General features: G+C 62.5%; 20 protein-coding genes. 9 read left to right on the forward strand and 11 right to left on the reverse strand.

The features are described from left to right. Nucleotides 1-44: 44 nt before the first annotated feature. A complete protein-coding gene (locus GC125_RS16050; RefSeq protein ID WP_151987990.1) occupies nt 45-542 on the reverse strand; it encodes a DUF721 domain-containing protein in 498 nt (165 codons plus the stop codon). Between the two features lie 114 nt (nt 543-656). Between GC125_RS16050 and mutY the strand changes: the two genes are divergently transcribed. Both mutY and GC125_RS16060 read left to right on the forward strand, forming a co-directional pair. Next, the gene (gene mutY, locus GC125_RS16055; protein ID WP_286165538.1) at nt 657-1,745 is read left to right on the forward strand and encodes an A/G-specific adenine glycosylase; all 1,089 of its coding nucleotides are present in this window, start codon (nt 657-659) and stop codon (nt 1,743-1,745) included. A gap of 37 nt (nt 1,746-1,782) precedes the next feature. Continuing rightward, entirely contained in the window at nt 1,783-2,397 is a 615-nt protein-coding gene (locus tag GC125_RS16060) for an HAD family hydrolase (protein ID WP_151986570.1), read from the forward strand. A 72-nt stretch (nt 2,398-2,469) separates the two neighbouring features. Here GC125_RS16060 and GC125_RS16065 read toward each other — a convergent pair whose 3' ends face one another. Beyond that, the gene (locus GC125_RS16065; RefSeq protein ID WP_151986571.1) at nt 2,470-3,618 is read right to left on the reverse strand and encodes a site-specific DNA-methyltransferase; all 1,149 of its coding nucleotides are present in this window, start codon (nt 3,616-3,618) and stop codon (nt 2,470-2,472) included. Between the two features lie 196 nt (nt 3,619-3,814). Here GC125_RS16065 and GC125_RS16070 point away from each other — a divergent pair, with 196 nt between their 5' ends. Further along, nucleotides 3,815-4,504, forward strand: coding sequence for an HAD family hydrolase (locus tag GC125_RS16070; RefSeq protein WP_151986572.1), 690 nt, complete (start codon nt 3,815-3,817; stop codon nt 4,502-4,504). 24 nt (nt 4,505-4,528) lie between these two features. Here the strand turns inward: GC125_RS16070 and GC125_RS16075 are convergent, their stop codons facing one another. Continuing rightward, nucleotides 4,529-5,083 (reverse strand): hypothetical protein, encoded by a 555-nt coding sequence (locus tag GC125_RS16075; protein ID WP_286165539.1) that lies wholly within the window; start codon nt 5,081-5,083, stop codon nt 4,529-4,531. A gap of 204 nt (nt 5,084-5,287) precedes the next feature. Here GC125_RS16075 and thrC point away from each other — a divergent pair, with 204 nt between their 5' ends. The 4 genes from thrC to GC125_RS16095 all read left to right on the forward strand — a co-directional run bounded on the left by thrC (nt 5,288) and on the right by GC125_RS16095 (nt 11,594). Next, nucleotides 5,288-6,703, forward strand: a complete 1,416-nt coding sequence (gene thrC, locus GC125_RS16080) for a threonine synthase (RefSeq protein WP_151986573.1) — start codon at nt 5,288-5,290, stop codon at nt 6,701-6,703. A 6-nt stretch (nt 6,704-6,709) separates the two neighbouring features. Continuing rightward, complete coding sequence (locus GC125_RS16085; RefSeq protein ID WP_151986574.1) at nt 6,710-8,017, forward strand: M16 family metallopeptidase; 1,308 nt, start codon at nt 6,710-6,712, stop codon at nt 8,015-8,017. An 83-nt stretch (nt 8,018-8,100) separates the two neighbouring features. Beyond that, nucleotides 8,101-8,688 (forward strand): GNAT family N-acetyltransferase, encoded by a 588-nt coding sequence (locus tag GC125_RS16090; protein WP_151987996.1) that lies wholly within the window; start codon nt 8,101-8,103, stop codon nt 8,686-8,688. 53 nt (nt 8,689-8,741) lie between these two features. Continuing rightward, the gene (locus tag GC125_RS16095) at nt 8,742-11,594 is read left to right on the forward strand and encodes an EAL domain-containing protein (RefSeq protein WP_286165541.1); all 2,853 of its coding nucleotides are present in this window, start codon (nt 8,742-8,744) and stop codon (nt 11,592-11,594) included. Between the two features lie 8 nt (nt 11,595-11,602). On the opposite strand, the gene GC125_RS16100 is transcribed toward GC125_RS16095, so the two are convergent. After that, nucleotides 11,603-12,211, reverse strand: a complete 609-nt coding sequence (locus tag GC125_RS16100) for a YqgE/AlgH family protein (protein WP_151987998.1) — start codon at nt 12,209-12,211, stop codon at nt 11,603-11,605. A 163-nt stretch (nt 12,212-12,374) separates the two neighbouring features. Here GC125_RS16100 and GC125_RS16105 point away from each other — a divergent pair, with 163 nt between their 5' ends. Continuing rightward, nucleotides 12,375-13,238: a protein-disulfide reductase DsbD domain-containing protein gene (locus GC125_RS16105; RefSeq protein WP_151986576.1), complete on the forward strand. Its 864-nt coding sequence runs from the start codon at nt 12,375-12,377 to the stop codon at nt 13,236-13,238. Between the two features lie 137 nt (nt 13,239-13,375). After that, entirely contained in the window at nt 13,376-13,861 is a 486-nt protein-coding gene (locus tag GC125_RS16110) for a peroxiredoxin (RefSeq protein WP_151986577.1), read from the forward strand. A 7-nt stretch (nt 13,862-13,868) separates the two neighbouring features. Here GC125_RS16110 and rnhA read toward each other — a convergent pair whose 3' ends face one another. The 7 genes from rnhA to GC125_RS16145 all read right to left on the reverse strand — a co-directional run bounded on the left by rnhA (nt 13,869) and on the right by GC125_RS16145 (nt 19,128). Then, nucleotides 13,869-14,321, reverse strand: coding sequence for a ribonuclease HI (rnhA, locus tag GC125_RS16115; protein WP_151986578.1), 453 nt, complete (start codon nt 14,319-14,321; stop codon nt 13,869-13,871). Continuing rightward, nucleotides 14,318-15,289, reverse strand: a complete 972-nt coding sequence (locus GC125_RS16120) for a homoserine kinase (protein WP_151986579.1) — start codon at nt 15,287-15,289, stop codon at nt 14,318-14,320. Before GC125_RS16120 ends, rnhA begins: the two co-directional genes overlap by 4 nt. A gap of 2 nt (nt 15,290-15,291) precedes the next feature. Further along, a complete protein-coding gene (gene ispH, locus GC125_RS16125; RefSeq protein ID WP_502706106.1) occupies nt 15,292-16,326 on the reverse strand; it encodes a 4-hydroxy-3-methylbut-2-enyl diphosphate reductase in 1,035 nt (344 codons plus the stop codon). Then, nucleotides 16,326-17,099 carry an SURF1 family protein gene (locus GC125_RS16130; protein ID WP_151986581.1) on the reverse strand — a complete coding sequence of 258 codons (774 nt, stop codon included), beginning with the start codon at nt 17,097-17,099 and terminating at the stop codon, nt 16,326-16,328. Before GC125_RS16130 ends, ispH begins: the two co-directional genes overlap by 1 nt. Continuing rightward, nucleotides 17,083-17,472, reverse strand: coding sequence for a DUF983 domain-containing protein (locus GC125_RS16135; RefSeq protein WP_151986582.1), 390 nt, complete (start codon nt 17,470-17,472; stop codon nt 17,083-17,085). Before GC125_RS16135 ends, GC125_RS16130 begins: the two co-directional genes overlap by 17 nt. Nucleotides 17,473-17,575: 103 nt before the next feature. Further along, nucleotides 17,576-18,454, reverse strand: a complete 879-nt coding sequence (locus tag GC125_RS16140) for a cytochrome c oxidase subunit 3 (protein WP_151986583.1) — start codon at nt 18,452-18,454, stop codon at nt 17,576-17,578. Nucleotides 18,455-18,513: 59 nt separating this feature from the next. Beyond that, on the reverse strand, nt 18,514-19,128 hold the full coding sequence (locus tag GC125_RS16145) for a cytochrome c oxidase assembly protein (RefSeq protein WP_353617088.1): 615 nt from the start codon (nt 19,126-19,128) through the stop codon (nt 18,514-18,516). Nucleotides 19,129-19,134 lie beyond the last annotated feature (6 nt).

Here is a 19,134-nt window from a genome sequence, read left to right on the forward strand (position 1 = left end):
GGAACAAGAGAGCCGGCGCTTGAGCGCTTCAACAAGGCGTGAGCCTAACCGTGCTTCTTTTGCGTCATGACCGCCCGCCCAAGCTTCTCCAGGGCGGCCTTCAGACGATCGTCCTCGATGTCGCCGAGCATTCTCGAAAGATGCTGTGCCTTGTCCTGCGGCAGCGGCAAAGCCCGGCGCTTCGGCCGGTTCATGGAGACCACCGGCTTCTGGACGATCTTGATGCGCTGGACCGCCGGAAAGCCGAAGAAGCCGTTGATCCTGTCGATGAACTCGCCAAGCTGATGGCTCAGGAAAAGGGCGCGCGCGCCTTCGCAGGCAACGACGAGCGTACCCGGCTCGAAGCCGCCATCCGCCTGCCCTTCGCTGGCGCGTCGCTGCCAGACGATCTTTTCCGGCTTCGTGCAGTCTGCGAATTCCGGCCCTGCAATATCTTCCCAGGAGCCGAGCAGCATGGTGTTGATGCCCGCCCGCTTGGCGAGGATCGGATCGACGAGGCCATTGGCGATCTCGGCGATCTGGAAGAGCGTTTTGCGTCGCATCTCGGCTTGTCGTTCCCGTGGAAAGCGGCTGAAGGCCGTGGTATCGAGCCGGTGATGAAGCTTCAATCCCCACATCCTTACAGGATCGGCGCAGCTGCCGAAAGGCTGGCCTGAGTGACCCTGTCCGACGCGCAACCCGCCCCGTCCCAGAGCATCGCCGATGCCCTGCTCGCCTGGTACGACCGGCACCACCGCGAGCTGCCATGGCGGGTCACACCTAGCCGGCAACAGGCGGGAGAGCGTGCCGATCCGTATCGCGTGTGGCTCTCGGAAATCATGCTGCAGCAGACCACCGTGCAGGCTGTCGGACCCTTTTATGCCAAGTTTCTTGCGCTGTGGCCGACGGTCACCGATCTCGCCGCGGCCGATGAAGAAGACGTGCTGAAGGCCTGGGCCGGGCTCGGCTACTACTCGCGCGCCCGCAATCTGAAGCGCGCGGCCGAAGCGGTCGTTCATGATCATGGCGGCGAGTTTCCATCAGACGCCACCGGTCTGCGCTCGCTGCCGGGCGTGGGTGACTACACCGCCGGCGCCGTTGCAGCGATCGCCTTCAACCGCCCCGAACCCGTCGTCGACGGCAATGTGGAGCGGGTCTTTACCCGGCTTTTCGCCATCGAGACGCCCCTGCCCGCCGCCAAGCCCGAAATCCGGAGGCTGGTGGCGACTGAGGTTCCCGACGACCGTCCGGGAGACTTTGCGCAGGCGACCATGGATCTCGGTGCGACGATCTGCACGCCGCGACGGCCTTCCTGCATCCTTTGCCCGCTGCGCGACCGCTGCATGGCGCTTCGCAATGGCGATCCGGAGCGATTTCCGCTGAAGGCGGCAAAGAAGGAAAAGCCGGTCCGACGTGCGGCGGCCTTCGTCGCGGTCGATCCCGCTGGCGCCGTTCTGCTTCGGAAACGACCTGGGACCGGGCTCCTCGCCGGCATGAGCGAAGTGCCGACCTCCGCGTTCACGGCGCGTCTCGATGGCGATACTTCGGTCGAGGCCGCGCCGTTCCCGGGAGCCTGGAAGCTTGCCGGCACGATCAAGCACGTCTTCACGCATTTCGAATTGCGGCTCGATGTCTACCGCGTCGAACTTCCCGCAAGGCCAGCCGAGAGCGTCGGCTGGTGGTCGGCGCGCAGCGAAATTTCGGATGAAGCATTGCCGACTGTCATGAAGAAGGCGCTCGCCTGCGCTATCCCCCACATCTTCTAGCCCGCAATCTTCAAGTCTCGAGACCGGACACAATCGCATGACCACTGCCATCCGCCACATCGTCTTCGACATCGGCAAGGTGCTGATCCACTACGATCCCGACCTGCCCTACAAGCGCCTGATCCCCGACGAGGCCGAGCGGCAGCGCTTCTTCGCCGAGATATGCACCAACGAATGGAACATCGAACAGGATCGCGGCCGCACATGGGAAGAGGCGGAGACGCTTCTGATCGCCATGCATCCGGATCACGCCGAACACATCCGCGCTTTTAGGCAACACTGGCACGAGATGGTGCCGCATGCCTATCAGGACAGCGTGGACATCATGCTCGGACTGATCGATGCCGGCCATGACGTGACGATGCTGACCAACTTTGCCGCCGATACGTTCGCCGAGGCCAGAAAGCGCTTCGATTTCCTCAACAAACCGCGCGGCGTCACGGTTTCGGGCGAGATCAAAGTCATCAAGCCGGATCGCGCGATCTACGACATCCATGCCGAGACCTTCGGGCTCGACCCCGCGGCATCGCTCTTCATCGACGACACGCTGGTCAATGTTCAGGGCGCGATCGACGCCGGTTGGCAGGCCATTCACTTCAAGAACGCAGAAACGCTCAAGGCGGACCTTGAGCGTTTCGGCCTCTCGACGTGACTGGAGGTACTCACACCGCCGAGGGGTTCTGAGGGCGGCGTCCTTCTCGACGCTGCCTATGAAGTCTTTCGATCAGCCGGCGATCGCCATCTGATCGCGGACAATGCGGCGCAGCGCGTCGATCGGATCCAGACGTCCATCGCGGCGCACATGCCAGAACGTCCAGCCATTGCAGGCCTCGAAGCCCTGGACCTTCGCGCCGATCCGATGGATCGAGCCCGCTTCGCCGCCGCTCGTCACCGTGCCGTCGGCGCGGACGATCGCGCTGTACTTGCCGCGCTGGTCCGTGAGCACGGTGCCCGGAAGGATCAATCCGGATTCCACCAGCGCACTGAAGGCAACGCGCGGTTCGGCACGTTTGCTCGAAACAATCGTCAATTCGGCTTTTCCGAGCGGTTCGACTGCAGCGATGCGCCGCTCGGCAACGTCGATATAGGATTGTTCGCGTTCGATTCCGACATAATTGCGACCCAGCCGCTTAGCGACGGCACCCGTCGTTCCCGACCCGAAGAAGGGATCAAGCACGAGATCGCCCGGCCGCGATGAGGCCATCATGATGCGAGCAAGCAGTGCTTCCGGCTTTTGGGTCGGGTGCGCCTTGCGGCCGTCCTCGTCCTTGATCCGCTCGCCGCCCGAGCAGATGGGGAACAGCCAGTCCGAGCGCATCTGCACGTCGTCATTGGCCGCCTTCATCGCGTCGTAGTTGAATGTGTAGCCCTTTGAGTCTGGATCGCGGCTCGCCCAGATCAGGGTCTCGTGGGCATTCTGGAAACGACGCCCGCGAAAGTTCGGCATCGGGTTGGTCTTGCGCCAGACGACGTCGTTCAGGATCCAGAAGTTCAGATCCTGCAGCGTCGCGCCGACGCGGAAGATGTTGTGGTACGAGCCGATGACCCAGATCGAGCCGGTTGGCTTCAGCACTCTGCGACAGGCGAGCAGCCAGGCCCGGGTGAAGGCGTCGTAGGCCTCGAAGGAGGCGAACTGGTCCCAGTGATCGTCCACCGCGTCGACCTTCGACTGGTCCGGGCGATGCAGATCACCGCCCAGTTGCAGATTGTAGGGCGGATCGGCGAAGATCAGATCGACGGACTGCGACGGCAGCTTCTCGAGCGCTGCGACGCAATCGCCTTTCAGGATCGTATTGATGGGAACATCCGTCGAACTGGACGGCTTTGGATTGGTCGCCCTGACGCGGGCGGCGGAGGCAATCACGGAGGCCATTGGATACCCGGTTACGCATTACTCGGAACAACTTGACCTCATGGTTGACGAATATGGTTACGAAACCCTGAAGCTGGCCTGAATTATGCGCCGATCAAAGACGGGCCATGCAGGAGCGACGGTTGTTCGAAGGCGGCGGGCCATGATATGCGGGCCGCAAATTCCAAATATTGTCGAGTGAGAAAGCCTGCGCGCCATGGACGGACTGGACCTCATCATATTCGATTGCGACGGCGTGCTCGTCGATTCCGAGATCATCGCGGCCGAAGTCGAGGCGCGTATCCTGACCGAGGCAGGCTACCCGATCGAGGCCGGCGAGATGGCCGAGCGCTTCGCCGGCCTGACCTGGAAGGATATCCTGTTGACGGTCGAGCGCGAAGCGTCGATCCCGCTTCAGGCGACGCTTCTGGAAAAATCCGAGAAACTTCTCGACGAGCGGCTGGCCAAGAGCGTGAAGGCGATCGACGGCGTCGCGTCCGCACTGCGCCAGCTCGATGCGCCGCGGTGCATCTGCTCGAATTCCTCGACGAAGCGGCTCGAGATCATGCTGAAGCGCACGCAGCTATGGGACAGTTTTGCGCCGAACATCTATTCGGCCAAGTCACTCGGCGAAAACCGCACCAAGCCGAAGCCGGACATCTTCCTGCACGGCGCCGAGCAGATGAAGGCAGACCCTGCCCGCGTCGTCGTGATCGAGGATTCAGTGCACGGCGTGACTGCGGCGCAGGCCGCGGGCATGCGCGTCATCGGCTTCACCGGCGCCTCGCACGCCTACCCGGCGCTTGCCGGCCGATTGATGGATGCGGGCGCCCAGACGGTCGTGTCGCGGATGGCGGATCTGCCGGCAACCGTGAAGGCGCTTGCCGGCTGGTCGGAACTCATCTGAGTTTGGTCGTTCGGGTCGACGCGCTTACGGCGTATCGTACGGACCTTCATCAAATCCGACAAAGACGCGGACGCCACGCACGTTGGTGGCGGGAATGCGCACATTCGCGTCCGAGAAGAGAAACTGCCCGCTGCCCTGATCGACCGTGGCCGAGAAATTGGTGAGCTGGGAGTAGAGAACCTCTTCGCCCCGGATCGCCGCGACGCGGATCGGCATCTGGACCGTGCCGGGCGCACCCGCCGGGCCGACGACGATGCGGCCGGCAGCGGTGACGTTCATCACGATTTCGCCGCCGCTCAGCGTGCACTGCCGCGTCGTTTCAGCCAGCGAGACCTGATAGCGGACCTGCGAGTCGTCGCTTTGGTCGCTGCCGGCATAGGTACGATAAAAAGCGGTGCCGTCGCGAAGTCCGACGGTCGGGCACGTGCCCTGGACCACCGGCGTCGTTGCCGCGGCCGTATCCGGCCCGCCACGCACTGCAGTGGCCAACGTACCGCCGCCCCCACCCGAGGGGGAACAGGCCGCAAGGGCGACCAGCGACATCAGCGCAGCACCACGACGAAGATTGAGAACTGACACAGACAAGAGCCTCCGTTCTGACCGGTTGGTGGACGATATACACGAGGCGCGCTCCGCATCAAACGGCTTGCTAACCATATCCCGGCCTGACCACGCCGGTCCGCAACGGTATCCATCGGCCTTTCCTTGAACCGCGGCGATGGTCTATAGGTCGCCGCGACCGTTTACGGCGGCCACTCTCTTCGCAGACATGGGAATCAATCGGTGGACTATGTTTCGACGCGGGGCAACGCTCCGGCTCTCGGCTTCAGCGATGCATTGCTCGCCGGCCTCGCCGACGATGGCGGCCTCTATGTACCACGCGTGTGGCCGCATTTCTCCGCAGCCGACATCAAGGCCATGCGCGGAAAGAGCTACCAGGACATCGCCTTCACCGTGATGCATCCGCTTGTCGGCGACGACATTTCTTCCACCGATCTGCGTCGGATGATCGACGAGGCCTATGCCACTTTCCGCCACCAGGCGATCGTGCCGCTCGTGCAGACCGGTTCGGACCGGTTCCTGATGGAGCTCTTCCACGGTCCGACGCTGGCGTTCAAGGACGTCGCGATGCAGTTGATCGCGCGCCTGATGGACCACGTGCTGATCGAGCGCGACCAGCGCGCCACGATCGTCGGCGCGACTTCGGGCGATACGGGCGCCGCTGCGGTCGAGGCCTTTGCCGGCCGCGACCGGACCGACATGTTCATCCTGTTTCCGAAGGGCCGCGTCTCGCCGGTGCAGCAGCGCCAGATGACGACGACCACGGCGGCCAATGTCCGCACGTTGGCGATCGAGGGCAATTTCGACGACTGCCAGGACCTCGTGAAGGCGATGTTCGCCGACGCACCGTTCCGCGACCGGGTCAGGCTGTCGGGCATCAACTCGATCAACTGGGCACGCATCATGGCCCAGATCGTCTATTACTTTTCGTCGGCCGTTTCGCTCGGCGCACCCGATCGTGCTGTCTCCTTCACCGTCCCGACCGGCAATTTCGGTGATATCTTTGCCGGTTACGCAGCCAAGCGCATGGGCCTTCCCGTCGAGCGGCTGGTGGTCGCGACCAACGAGAACGACATTCTCGCCCGCGCAATCCAGACCGGCCGCTACGAGATGCAGTCGGTCGTCGCCACCACCTCGCCGTCCATGGACATCCAGATCTCGTCCAATTTCGAACGGCTTCTGTTCGAAACACTGGGCCGGGACGCGGAGCGGGTCCGGCAGGCAATGGCGCGGCTGAAACAGTCTCGCGCCTTCGACATCGAAGCCGATGCGCTCGCGGAAATTCGCGCGGGCTTCGGCGCCGGACGCGCCTCCATGGACGAGGTCGCGGCCGCGATCGGCTCCGTGTTCAAGACAACCGGCATGGTGATCGATCCGCACACTGCGACCGGCATGCATGTCGCAGCGTGCGAATCGGTGGCGCAGGCACCGATGGTCACGCTTGCCACCGCACACCCGGCCAAATTCCCAGACGCCGTAAAATCTGCGTGTGGTATTGACCCGGCCTTGCCGGCGTGGCTCTCTGATCTCATGGACAGGGAGGAGCGCTTCGATACGCTGCCGGGCGACCTTTCCGCGGTCGAGGCCTATATCCTCGCCAACGCCCGTGCCGCCGATGGCCGGGCGCAGAAAGACTGAGAGTTCATGAGCGTACAATGTACCCGGCTTGCAAGCGGCCTGACAGTCGTGACCGAACTGATGCCTCATCTGGAGAGCGTCGCGCTCGGCGTCTGGATCAAGGCCGGTTCTCGCAACGAGACTGAAAATCAGCACGGCATCGCCCATCTGCTCGAACACATGGCCTTCAAAGGCACGGCGCGTCGCACCGCCCGCCAGATCGCCGAGCAGATCGAAAATGTCGGCGGCGAGGTCAACGCCTCAACCTCTGTCGAAACGACCGCCTATTACGCGCGCATCCTGAAGAACGACGTGCCGCTGGCCGTCGATATTCTCGCCGACATCCTCACCGAATCGAGCTTCGAGGAAGAAGAACTCGAGCGCGAACAGCACGTGATTCTTCAGGAAATCGGCGCTGCCAACGATACGCCAGACGATGTCGTGTTCGACCGGTTCTCCGAAGTCGCGTTCCGCGACCAGCCGCTCGGCCGCGCCATTCTCGGCACACCCGAGACGGTGAAATCGTTCACGCCGCAGGATCTGCGCCATTATCTCGACCGCCATTACACGAGCGAACGGATGATCATCGTCGCCGCGGGTGCGATCGATCATGACAGCTTCGTGCGCCAGGTCGAACAGCGTTTCGCCTCGATCCCTACGGGCGGCACCGACAACAGCTTCGTCACGCCGGCGAAGTATATCGGCGGCGACTATCGCGAATCCCGCAATCTCATGGATGCGCAATTCCTGCTCGGTTTCGAGGGCCGCGCCTATCATGTGCGCGACTTCTACTGCTCGCAGCTCCTCGCCAACGTGCTCGGCGGTGGAATGTCCTCGCGCCTCTTCCAGAAGGTGCGGGAAGAGCGTGGCCTCTGCTACTCGGTCTACGCGTTCCACTGGGGCTTTTCCGACAGCGGCGTCTTCGGCATCCATGCGGCAACGGGTGGCGACGACCTGCCGGAACTGGTGCCGGTTCTGATCGAGGAACTGCGCAACGTCACCGAAAGCGTCGATGTGCAGGAGATCGACCGTGCGCGGGCGCAGACACGCGCGCAATTGCTGATGGCGCAGGAAAGTCCTGCCGCCCGTGCCAGCCAGATCGCGCGTCAGATGCTGCTTTACGGGCGCCCCATCCCCAACGAGGAACTGATGGATCGGCTCGCCAATTTGACCCCGGCGCGCCTGACGGACCTTGCCGGACGGCTATTCTTCGACACCGTGCCGACCATTTCCGCGATCGGACCGCTGGAAAGCCTGCCGTCCTTCGAAGAAATCCGAGACAGCCTCTCGACGGGCGGTGGAGGCGCCGCTTCCGCGCGCGCCGCCAGCGCCTGACCGCGACCGGTTAAGGCACGGTCGTGTTCGGCTTCCTGTCTCGACGCAGCGATCCGCTTCCGATCGAGACGCCCGACAGCTACATGCGCTTCCCTGCACGCTCGGACTTTGCCGCCTGGCGCGCGCTACGGATGGAAAGCCGCGCATTTCTCCAGCCCTGGGAGCCGAGCTGGTCGCCCGATGAATTGTCGCGCGTATCGTTTCTCGGCCGGATCGGTCGCTACGAGCGTGATTTCGCCGAGGGGCACGCGATCCCGATGTTTCTGTTCCGCAAGTCGAACGACGAGCTGATGGGCGGTTTGACCATCGGCTACATCCGCCGCGGAGCAGCACAAAGCTGCATGGTCGGCTACTGGATGGGCGAGCGTTATGCCGGCCAGGGGCACATGTCGCGAGCGCTCCAGGCACTCATTCCCCACATCTTCTCGCAGTTGAAGTTGCACCGCATCGAGGCAGCCTGTATCCCCGATAACGAGCGAAGCATTCGGCTCCTTGAAAAGGCCGGATTTCGCCGGGAAGGCTACATGAGGGGCTACCTCAAGATCGACGGCGTATGGCGTGACCACCTGCTCTACGCACGCTTGACGAACGATGCGGCTTCAAGCCGTCTCGAGACCGATCCGCACTCCGCGGATGCGGGTTCGACTGTGATGAAGATCGAGGCTCGATGATTAGGACGGACAGCAACAGCCGGCCCGCTATCGCCCTGATTTCGATAGTCCTCATGCTCGCAGGCCTGTTGGCAGCCATGCTGCCGGGCCTTGCACGGGCTGCGGATCCCGTTGCCATATCCCGCGACGAAACCGCGCTCGACTTAACGGCAGTCACCGACATCTATGCCCATCGCGGCGAGGCGTTCCAGGTGTCCACAGCGCCTGGAACGGACGGCATCGTGCGTCGCATCGAAGTGCGGGCCTCGTCCGAAGAGCACTCGGGCGACTGGGCCGTCTTCTCGCTCGCCAACGTTTCAGACGAACAGCTCGACCGCCTGATCGTCGCGCCGCATTTCCGGCTCGTCGGCTCGCGCATGATCTGGCCCGATCTCGGCTCGCAGCGCATCATCTCTGTCACGCCGAGCGAGGGGTTCGCGCTCGATCGCCAGGCAAGCCCCGATGCAGACGTGTTCCAGATCACCCTCAATCCGGGATCGATCGTCACCTTCGTTGCCGAACTCTCGTCGCCGGAACTGCCGCAAATCTATCTGTGGGAGCCGGATGCCTACAAGGATACGGTCAACGCATTCACGCTCTATCAGGGCATCGTGCTCGGTATTGCCGGCCTTCTCGCGGTGTTCCTCACCATTCTCTTCGTCGTGAAGGGCACGTCGATGTTGCCGGCAACGGCTGCGCTCGCCTGGGCGGTGCTGGCCTATATCTGCGTCGATTTCGGTTTCCTGTCGAAGCTGATCAGCGTCACGCCGGCCGATGAACGCATCTGGCGGGCGGGCACGGAAGTGTTCCTTGCGACCGGGCTCGTCATCTTCCTTTTTACCTATCTCAACCTCAATCGCTGGCACACCAATCTCAGCTACGCGACGCTCGCCTGGATCATCGCGCTCGGCCTGATCTTCGGCGTCGCCATCTACGATCCTGCGATCGCGGCAGGCCTCGCGCGCATTTCCTTCGCCACGACCGGCGTCGTCGGCCTCCTGCTCATCGCCTATCTCGGCTTCAACCGATACGACCGGGCAATCATGCTCGTGCCGACCTGGGTGCTCATTCTTGTCTGGCTCTTCGGGGCATGGATGACGGTGACGGGCCAGCTCGACAACGACATCATCCAGCCCGCGCTCGGCGGCGGCCTCGTGCTCATCGTGCTTCTGATCGGCTTCACGGTCATGCAGCACGCCTTTGCCGGCGGCGTCCTGCAACAGGGCCTTTTCAGCGATCTGGAACGGCAATCTCTGGCGCTCAGCGGTGCCGGCGATACCGTCTGGGATTGGGACGTGGCGCGCGACAGGGTCGTCACGATCCCCGATATCTCCGGGCAGCTCGGCTTGGCCGACGGTTCGCTGAACGGCCCTGCCCGCAACTGGCTGCCGCAGATCCATCCCGACGATCGCGACCGCTTCCGCAGCGCGCTCGACGTGATGCTGGAGCACCGCAAGGGCCGGCTGAACCATCAGTTCCGTCTTCGTGCCGAGGATGCGCATTATCACTGGATGTCGCTGCGCGCGCGCCCGGTCGTCGGTTCCAACGGCGAAGTCATCCGTTGCGTCGGCACGATGATCGATGTGACAGAGCAGAAGAGCTCGGAGGAGCGCCTGCTCCACGATGCGGTTCACGACAATCTGACGGGCCTGCCGAACCGCGAATTGTTCCTCGACCGGCTGGATGCCCTCACCCGCATGTCAGCCTCTCAGGAAGCCATGCGCCCGACGGTGTTCATGATCGACATCGACCGGTTCAAACAGGTGAACGACAATCTCGGTATGTCGGCCGGCGATACGATCCTGCTGACGATTACCCGTCGTCTGAAGCGCCTTCTGAAGCCGCAGGACACGCTTGCCCGCATCACCGGCGATCAGTTCGGCCTCATACTTCTCTCCGAGCAGGCGCCGGCGAAGGTCGCGGCGCTCGCCGAGGCGATCAACAAGGCGATCATGGTGCCGATCGTCTTCGCCAAGCGGGAAATCATTCTGACTGCCTCGATCGGGCTCGTCTCGTTCGTCGACGACAGCACCTCGGCCTACGATCTCATGAAGGATGCCGAACTCGGCATGTATCACGCCAAGCGTCAGGGCGGGAACCGGATCGAACCCTTCCGCCCTGCCTTCAAGACGGTCGGTACGGATAAGCTGCATCTGGAATCCGACCTGCGCCGGGCGCTAGAACGCAACGAGATGGGGCTCGCCTATCAGCCGATCGTGCGCCTGGAGGACGGCGAGATCGTTGGTTTCGAGGCCCTGATGCGGTGGGAACACCCGCGCCGAGGCGCCATCCCACCATCGGAATTCATCCCAATCGCCGAGAGCTCGGACCTCATCTTCGCGCTCGGTCTCTTCGCAATCGAACAGGCCGCATCGGATCTGAAGGACTGGCAGGGCGAAGTCGGCGAAGTTCCGGTTTCTGTTTCCGTGAACATCTCCAGTGCGCAGCTCCTGCGCAACGATCTCTGCAACGACGTGCGGGCGGCGCTGACGAAGACCGGCTGCAAGCCTCATCACCTGAAGCTCGAACTTACCGAGTCCGTCGTGATGGAAAATCCCGAACAGGCGGCGCTCGTTCTCGGCCGGATGGGCGAGATCGGCATCGGTCTGGCACTTGACGATTTCGGCACCGGGCATTCCTCTCTCGCCTATCTGACGCGTTTCCCCTTCGACACGCTGAAGATCGATCAGTCGCTCGTGCGCGACACCAGCGACAAGCGCACGGTGCTGCTGCGCTCGATCATCACCATGGCCAAGGATCTGGACATGAAGGTCGTCGCCGAGGGTATCGAGCACGACGAGGATGCGGGCGAATTGTTCGAGATGGGCTGCGATTTCGGCCAGAGCTTCCTGTTCGGCCCGGCCATGCGTGCGCCGGCCATCAAGCAGCTGCTGCGCGAACGCTTCCCGCTTTCCAAGGCAAGCTGATCAGCCTCTCAGGCGTGACCGCTTTCGCGTGACAGTCTCGCGGGATCGATGCCCATGGACGCCAGAACGCGCTCGTACTTGTCGGAAATCGCCCGGTCGAACACGACATCGTCGGTTGCCGGACAGGTCAGCCAGCCGTTTTCGCTGATTTCCATTTCCAGCTGGCCTGGGCCCCAGCCGGCATAGCCGAGCATCATCATGGCGCGATGCGGGCCACGGCCTTGCGAAATGGCGCGCAGGATATCGACCGTTGCGGTCATGCACATCTCGTCCGAAACGGGCATGGTGGAATCGCCGATATAATCGTCGCTGTGCAGAACGAAGCCGCGCCCCGTTTCGACCGGGCCGCCCGCCTGCACAGAAATCGTCTGCGCTCGGCGCGGCAAGCGGATCGCCTCGGTGCTCTTGATCACGTTCAGCTGGACCAGAAGATCCGAGAAGGTGATCGGCTGCGGCCGATTGAGAATGAAGCCCATGGCTCCGTCGCTCGAATGCGCACACAGGTAGATCACGGTGCGATCGAAATTGGTGTCCAGCATATGCGGCATGGCAATCAGCAGCTGCCCGTCGAGGTAGCTGCGTTCCTTGCTGCCATGCTTGAGCGCGCCGATGACCATGCGCAGAGGGTAACAAGCCACGACGAAATGGAAAGCAATTTCGGCGTGATTCGACGTATCAATATTTCGCGACGCCCAGACCGTCGCGATCTCACTCGTTTATGATCATCGCGCCTCAAGCTGTGAGTTGCTGCGGTGAAACTGAGCCGCTAAGCCAGATGTCATGACGCAAAATGCTGCCAGCCGCCGGAAAATCCAGCCATTCGCCCTCGTTGGGCGTTCGGTCGCAACTTTCGCCCTGGTTGCAGCGCTGGCTCACGGGCCGGCCTTCGCCGCATCGTCGGATTGGGTCGAGCATGAAGGCGGCCGCCTGCGGATCGTCACGAGCACACCCGATGCCGATGGTGTCGTGCGGGGCATGCTCGACATCGAACTGACGCCCGGCTGGAAGACCTATTGGAGCGACCCGGGGGACAGCGGCCTCCCGCCCCAGATGAACATCTCGGGCAGCACCAATCTGTCCGCCGTCGAGCTTCTCTTTCCAGCGCCAGAACGGGTCGACGACGGATATGCCGTCTGGGCCGGCTACACATCCTCCGTGCGCCTGCCGTTTCGCCTTCATCAGGAGACTGCCAACGATGCAGCGAGCCTCGTCGCGGACATCCTGATCGGCGTGTGCAAAAGCGTCTGTATTCCCGTCGACGCGCAGTTGGATGTCGCACTGTCGCAGGCCGCTTCGCCGATCGAAACGGCGCTGGTCGATCAGGCGTTTTCGACCCTGCCGGGCGAGAAAAGCGCAGACATGAGCATCGACGCGGTCACGCTCGATCCCAGCGACGACCATCGACTGCTGGTCGATGTCCGCCTCCCCTCTGACGAAGCCGCTGCGGCAGCCGAACTCTTCATCGCCACACCAACGGGGTGGAGGCTCGGAACGCCGAAGAGGGTCGAGACGGAGGGGCAGACGAGCCGCTTCGCCGTCAAGATCAAGCGGCAGCCGGACGATTTAGGTGCGGAGGCGGCGCCGCTGACGTTCGTGCTCAAGACCCACACGCACAGCATTCAGCAGGACCTGCACGCTGATTGAATCAATCGGTTGGCGGGCCTTGGTTCGGCCGGAAACGACATTGGCGGCGCTACGCCTTCTTCCATGCAACGCTTAAATTCTCTAGCGTGCGATCCGCGCCATTCGGCTCACTCATCAAGCCACACAGGAGAATTGCCTTGACCGTATCAGTCGGTGACAAGCTGCCGGAAGCAAAATTCAAGGAGAGGACGTCGGACGGGATGGAAGAGGTCTCCACCGATGACGTCTTCGCTGGCAAGAAAGTCGTCCTGTTCGCAGTTCCCGGCGCATTCACGCCGACCTGCGACATGAACCATCTGCCCGGTTATATCGAACATCGCGAGACCATCCTCGGCAAGGGCGTCGACGACATTGCCGTCGTTGCCGTCAACGATGCGTTCGTGATGTCGGCCTGGAGCAAGTCCTCCGGCGGCGAAGGCAAGATCCGCTTCCTGTCCGATTGGGACGCTTCGTTCACGAAGGCCATCGGCATGGATACCGATCTCTCGGCTGGCACGCTCGGCGTGCGGTCCAAGCGCTATTCGATGGTCGTCGAGGACGGTGTCGTCAAAGCACTAAACGTGGAAGACGCTCCGGGCCAGGCGACCAAGTCTGGTGCCGCAGCCATCATCGAGCAGCTCTGATCCTCAATCAGCCGGCACGCCTTGCCGCCTTGAAGGGCGCCATGGCGAGGCGTGCCAATTCGTCGGCCCGCTCGTTTTCCGGGTGGCCGGCATGGCCCTTTACCCAGTGCAGGCGAACTTCGTGGCGATTGCGCGCCGCATCCAGCGCTTGCCATAGCTCGGCATTCTTGACCGGTTTCTTGTCGGCGGTCTTCCAGCCGTTCTTCTTCCAGCCGTGGATCCACTTAGTCAGGCCGTCGCGCACATAGACGCTGTCGGTATACAGATCGACGGTGCAGGGCGTCTTCAGGGCTTCGAGCGACGCGATCGCCGCCATCAGTTCCATGCGGTTGTTCGTCGTCTCGGCCTCGCCGCCGGACAATTCCTTCTCGGCGTCGTTGAAACGCAGGATCGCGCCCCAGCCGCCCGGCCCCGGATTTCCCGAGCAGGCGCCGTCGGTATAAATCTCAACTATCTTCATGCTGTTTCGCGAAGCCCGTATTCGGCCGCGTCCTTGATCTGTCTGTGGAAGCGCAAGCGCCTCAGATATTCCTTGGGGTCTTTCTTCACGACAAGTGCGCCTTCCGGCGTGGTCAGCCAGTCGTAGAGGCGGGTCAGGAAGAAGCGCAGGGCCGAGCCTCGCGCCAGAAGCGGCAGAGCGGCGCGCTCCGCATCCGTCAGCTTGCGTACCGAATCGTAGCCGTCCAGAAGCGCCATGCCCTTCGTCATGTTGAAGGATCCGTCCTTCTCGAAGCACCAGGCATTGAGGCAGATGGACACGTCATAGGCCAGCAGGTCGTTGCAGGCGAAATAGAAATCGATCAGCCCGGATACTTCGTCTCCCAGGAAGAAGACGTTGTCGGGAAAGAGATCGGCGTGGATGACGCCGCTCGGCAGGTTGGACGGCCAGGAAGCCTCCAGGCTGTCCAGTTCCCGCTCGATCTCGGCCACAAGCCCTGGCTCGACCGTTTCGGCTCTGTCACGCGACATGTCCCAGAGGGGACGCCAGCCCGAAACCGACAGCGCATTGGCGCGGCCGAGTTCGAAGCCATCGCCGGCCACATGCATGCGCGCAAGCGCGGCACCCACCTCGCGGCAATGCTCCGCCCGCGGACGCCTCAGCCACATGCCTTCCAGAAAGGAGATCATCGCTGCCGGACGGCCGGCAAGCTCGCCCAGAACGCCGTGATCTCGCTTGCGGATCGGGAGCGGGCAATTGAGCCCCTGCCCCGCAAGATGCTCCATCAAGCCGAGAAAGAACGGCAGGTCCCGCCTGTCGACCCGCTTTTCGTAGAGCGTGAGGATAAAGGAGCCGACCGTGGTGTGGAGCAGGAAGTTGGAATTCTCCACCCCTTCGGCGATGCCCTTGTAGCTGAGCAGCGTGCCGACGTCGTAGTCGGCAAGAAAGACTGCAAGTTCATCCTCGGTGATATCGGTGTAGACGGCCAAAGTCAGCGCGCTCCGTTGGCGACGGCTTCGCCATTGACGAAAGCCATGTCGGCAACCGTCAGCTCCGTGTCACGCAGCTCGCGATTGACAAGGAAAGTCTCGTCTTCCTGCACGGTTTCGGCCAGTTCGACGGTGACGTCGAACCGCTGCCTGAAGGCCTCGATGATTTCACTGACGATCGTTTCCGGCGCCGAGGCCCCGGCCGACAACGCGACGGTCTTCAAGTCGCCGAGCCCTTCCCAGTCGATCTCGTCCGCCCGTTGGACCAGCAGGGCGTGCCGGGCACCTGCCCGCACGGCCACTTCGACCAGGCGCTTGGAATTGGATGAATTCGGCGCACCGACGACGAGAAAAAGATCGGTTCCCGGTGCCGCGGCCTTCACCGCATCCTGCCGGTTGGTCGTCGCATAGCAGATCGATTCGGCCGCTGGCGCCTTCAGATTGGGAAAGCGCTCTGTCAGCGCCGCGATGACGCCGGCCGTATCGTCCACCGACAGCGTCGTCTGGGTGACGAAACCGAGATTGTCGGGGTCTGCCGCTTCATAGGCGTGGGCATCGTCGACGGTCTCGATCAGTGATACGGCGCCTTCCGGCAATTGCCCCATGGTGCCGATCACTTCCGGATGAGCCGCATGGCCGATCAGGAGCACATGGCGGCCCTGCCGCTCATGGCGCATCGCCTGCTTGTGCACCTTGGAGACGAGCGGACAGGTTGCATCGAGATAGAAGAGATTGCGCGCTTCCGCATCGGCCGGCACGGATTTCGGCACGCCGTGGGCCGAGAAGATGACGGGCTGCCCCCGGTGTTCCTCGGGTATCTCGTGGAGTTCCTCCACGAACACCGCGCCCTTGGCCTCCAGGCCTTCCACCACATAGCGGTTGTGGACGATCTCGTGGCGGACATAGACGGGTGCGCCGTACTTCTTCAGCGCGAGAACGACGATCTGGATCGCGCGATCAACGCCTGCGCAAAACCCTCTCGGGCCGCACAGCCGGATCGTCAAAGGAATCCTCGCCTCGTTCATCGCCTCTGTCATCATGCCTCGCGGTCGGTGTCCTGCGGCCTGCGTAGAAACATGAAACCGACCACACCTGCAAGGGCCGCGGCAAGCCCATACCAGGTGACGGCATATTGCAGATGGTTGTTCGGCAGTGAGATCTGGGTCACGCCGGGGATCGGATAGCTGTTCTCGGGCGCATCATAGGTGCGGATATCCGCGAAGAACGGCACTAGTGTCTCCGTTTCGAGACCCATGGCGACGCGCATTGCCTCGAAGTCCTTCCAGTACCAGAGATTGTCGGCGGGCGCGTTGTCGGGCACCACGAAGCCCGGTTTCTCGAACAACGGATTGCGCGCCAAGGCATCAAAACCGACGATACCGGTCGGTTCCTGCCAAGGACGATCCGCGATGTCCTTCATGTCGTAAGGCACAAAACCGCGATTGACGATGATCGTGCGGCCGTCTTCCAGAGCAAGGGGCGTGTAGACATACCAGCCGGACTGGCCCTGATGCGTAGCGAGAAAATGTTGCTCGGAGCCGTGATCGAACGTCCCGCTCAGGCGGATGGGCACATACTCCACGTCCTGTTCGGCGGCAAAAAGCGCTTCCGCGTCGGCCAGTTCTATCGGCTCGGCGACGATGCGCTGCTCGATCCTTGCCAGCAAGGCCTCCTTCCACTGAAGGCGCTCCACCTGCCACGTGCCAAGCGCGATCAGGACGCCGAAGGCGGCGAGAATCACGACGAGGAAGATCGGCCCAGGCCTGCGCCGCTCGGGCACTACGGTGGGCGTATCAGCGTTTGCCGTCATCAATCGCTCCCTCGCGTGCGGTGTGCTTGTATTGCAGCGTGATCAGCACGCCCTTCAGCGCCCGCAAAAGCGCGAGGCACAGAACGAGCGTCACAGGCGCCCAGAGAAGAAGATGCACCCACAGCGGCGGCTCGAATGTCAGCTCCGTCCATAGCGCCATCCCCACGACCACGAAGCCGATGATCATAATGACGAAGACGGCAGGTCCATCACCGGCATCGGCAAAGCCATAGTCGAGGCCGCACGCCTCACAATTCGGCTTCAAGCTCAGGAACCCGTCGAAAAGGCGCCCCTCGCCGCAGAGAGGGCAGACACCCTTCAACCCTGCTCGAACCGGATCTACGGCTGGGAAATGGGCGTGGTCCTCGTGCATCATCGGCCTCACGCAATGAAAATGGGCGGCCCGATTGCCTCGGACCGCCCCAGATATAAGCATTCCGGACCGTTCGGGCCATGGCCCGAACGGCGATGCGACATCAATGCGCAGCGATCGGCGCGCCCCAGGATGCCCAGACGTAGATCGAGAAGAAGAGAAACAACCACACCACGTCGACGAAGTGCCAGTACCAGGCGGCAGCTTCGAAGCCGAAGTGCTTCTCCGGCGTGAAGTGATCCTTCATCGCACGAATGAGGCAGACGGCGAGGAAGATGGTTCCGACGATGACGTGGAAGCCGTGAAAGCCCGTCGCCATGAAGAAGGTGGCGCCGTAGATCGAGTTCGCGAACTCGAACGGTGCGTGCACGTACTCGTAATACTGAACGTAGGAGAACAGCACGCCAAGCGCGACTGTCAGCCCCAGGCCGTAGATCAGACCCTTGCGGTCGTTGTGCAGCAGCGCATGGTGCGCCCACGTGACCGTCGTGCCCGAAAGCAGCAGGATGACGGTGTTGTAGAGCGGCAGGTGCAGCGGATCGAGCACCTCGATGCCGGCCGGTGGCCACTGGCCGCCCGTAAAGGCCACGCGGGCTTCCTGGATCGATTCGTCGGCGAAAAGGCTCGCGTCGAAGAACGCCCAGAACCAGGCAACGAAGAACATCACCTCGGAGGCGATGAACATGATCATGCCGTAGCGCAGGTGCAGCGAGACGACGCGCGTGTGATGGCCTTCGCGCGATTCCTTCACCGTGTCCGACCACCAGCCGTACATCGTGTAAAGCACGATCGCGAGGCCGATATAGAAGAGCCAGGGGCTCGCCCAGTTCAGGCCGAACAGGTTGAAGGAGCCGCCGGACAGATAGCGCATGTAGCCAACGCCACCGAAGGCCATGACCAGAGCGCCGACCGAAGCAACCAGGGGCCAGGGTGATGGATCGATGATGTGATAGTCGTGATTTTTGGTATGTGCATCGGCCATGAACTGATCCCCGATTGACCTTTCCTTGCAGGCGAAACCCGATGGTCCGCCTTATTCCTTTAGAGACTGTCCGAATTCTTCTCGTCGCCGGTCGGCGCTGCGGCAACGGGTGCAGCTTCCGTGGCGTGCGGGAAGAACGTGTATGACAACGTAATCGTTTCGATGTTCTGCGTCTCGCGTTGATCGACAATCGCCGGATCGACGAAGAAGACCACAGGCATGTCGAGCGTCTCGCCCGGCTCGAGGCTCATCTCGGTGAAGCAGAAGCACTCGACCTTGTTGAAGTAGGCGCCGGCGGTCTGTGGCGTGACGTTGTACGTCGCCTGCCCCGAGACCGTCTGGCTGCCATTGTTGACCGCGACATACTCGATCTGGATCGTCTCGCCGATGCGGACTTCGACCTCGCGCTGCTTCGGCCGGAAGGTCCATGGAAGACCGTTCACATTGGCGTCGAAGCGCACTTTCACCGTGCGGTCGAGGATCGTATCGGAATATTGTTCTGCGCGCTGCGTCGTGCCGCCATATCCGGTGACCTGGCAGAACAGCTGATAGAGCGGCACCGCCGCATAGGCCATGCCGCCCATCGTGGAGGCGAAAACCAGGCACGCGATGACGATCCCGCGATTATTGGCGGGTTTCTTCGTCTCTGCTGCGATGTCGTTGCGATCGGCCACGTGCGT

Source organism: Rhizobium sp. EC-SD404, assembly GCF_902498825.1.
Classification (GTDB): domain Bacteria; phylum Pseudomonadota; class Alphaproteobacteria; order Rhizobiales; family Rhizobiaceae; genus Georhizobium.

Excerpts from the sequence above, each read along its gene's own strand:
- GC125_RS16050 (WP_151987990.1), bottom strand. The coding sequence starts at position 542 with ATGCGACGCAAAACGCTCTTCCAGATCGCCGAGATCGCCAATGGCCTC.
- GC125_RS16060 (WP_151986570.1), top strand. The coding sequence starts at position 1,783 with ATGACCACTGCCATCCGCCACATCGTCTTCGACATCGGCAAGGTGCTG.
- GC125_RS16065 (WP_151986571.1), bottom strand. The coding sequence starts at position 3,618 with ATGGCCTCCGTGATTGCCTCCGCCGCCCGCGTCAGGGCGACCAATCCA.
- GC125_RS16070 (WP_151986572.1), top strand. The coding sequence starts at position 3,815 with ATGGACGGACTGGACCTCATCATATTCGATTGCGACGGCGTGCTCGTC.
- GC125_RS16085 (WP_151986574.1), top strand. The coding sequence starts at position 6,710 with ATGAGCGTACAATGTACCCGGCTTGCAAGCGGCCTGACAGTCGTGACC.
- GC125_RS16090 (WP_151987996.1), top strand. The coding sequence starts at position 8,101 with ATGCGCTTCCCTGCACGCTCGGACTTTGCCGCCTGGCGCGCGCTACGG.
- GC125_RS16095 (WP_286165541.1), top strand. The coding sequence starts at position 8,742 with ATGCTCGCAGGCCTGTTGGCAGCCATGCTGCCGGGCCTTGCACGGGCT.
- GC125_RS16100 (WP_151987998.1), bottom strand. The coding sequence starts at position 12,211 with ATGGTCATCGGCGCGCTCAAGCATGGCAGCAAGGAACGCAGCTACCTC.
- GC125_RS16105 (WP_151986576.1), top strand. The coding sequence starts at position 12,375 with ATGACGCAAAATGCTGCCAGCCGCCGGAAAATCCAGCCATTCGCCCTC.
- rnhA (WP_151986578.1), bottom strand. The coding sequence starts at position 14,321 with ATGAAGATAGTTGAGATTTATACCGACGGCGCCTGCTCGGGAAATCCG.
- ispH (WP_502706106.1), bottom strand. The coding sequence starts at position 16,326 with ATGACAGAGGCGATGAACGAGGCGAGGATTCCTTTGACGATCCGGCTG.
- GC125_RS16130 (WP_151986581.1), bottom strand. The coding sequence starts at position 17,099 with ATGACGGCAAACGCTGATACGCCCACCGTAGTGCCCGAGCGGCGCAGG.
- GC125_RS16135 (WP_151986582.1), bottom strand. The coding sequence starts at position 17,472 with ATGCACGAGGACCACGCCCATTTCCCAGCCGTAGATCCGGTTCGAGCA.
- GC125_RS16140 (WP_151986583.1), bottom strand. The coding sequence starts at position 18,454 with ATGGCCGATGCACATACCAAAAATCACGACTATCACATCATCGATCCA.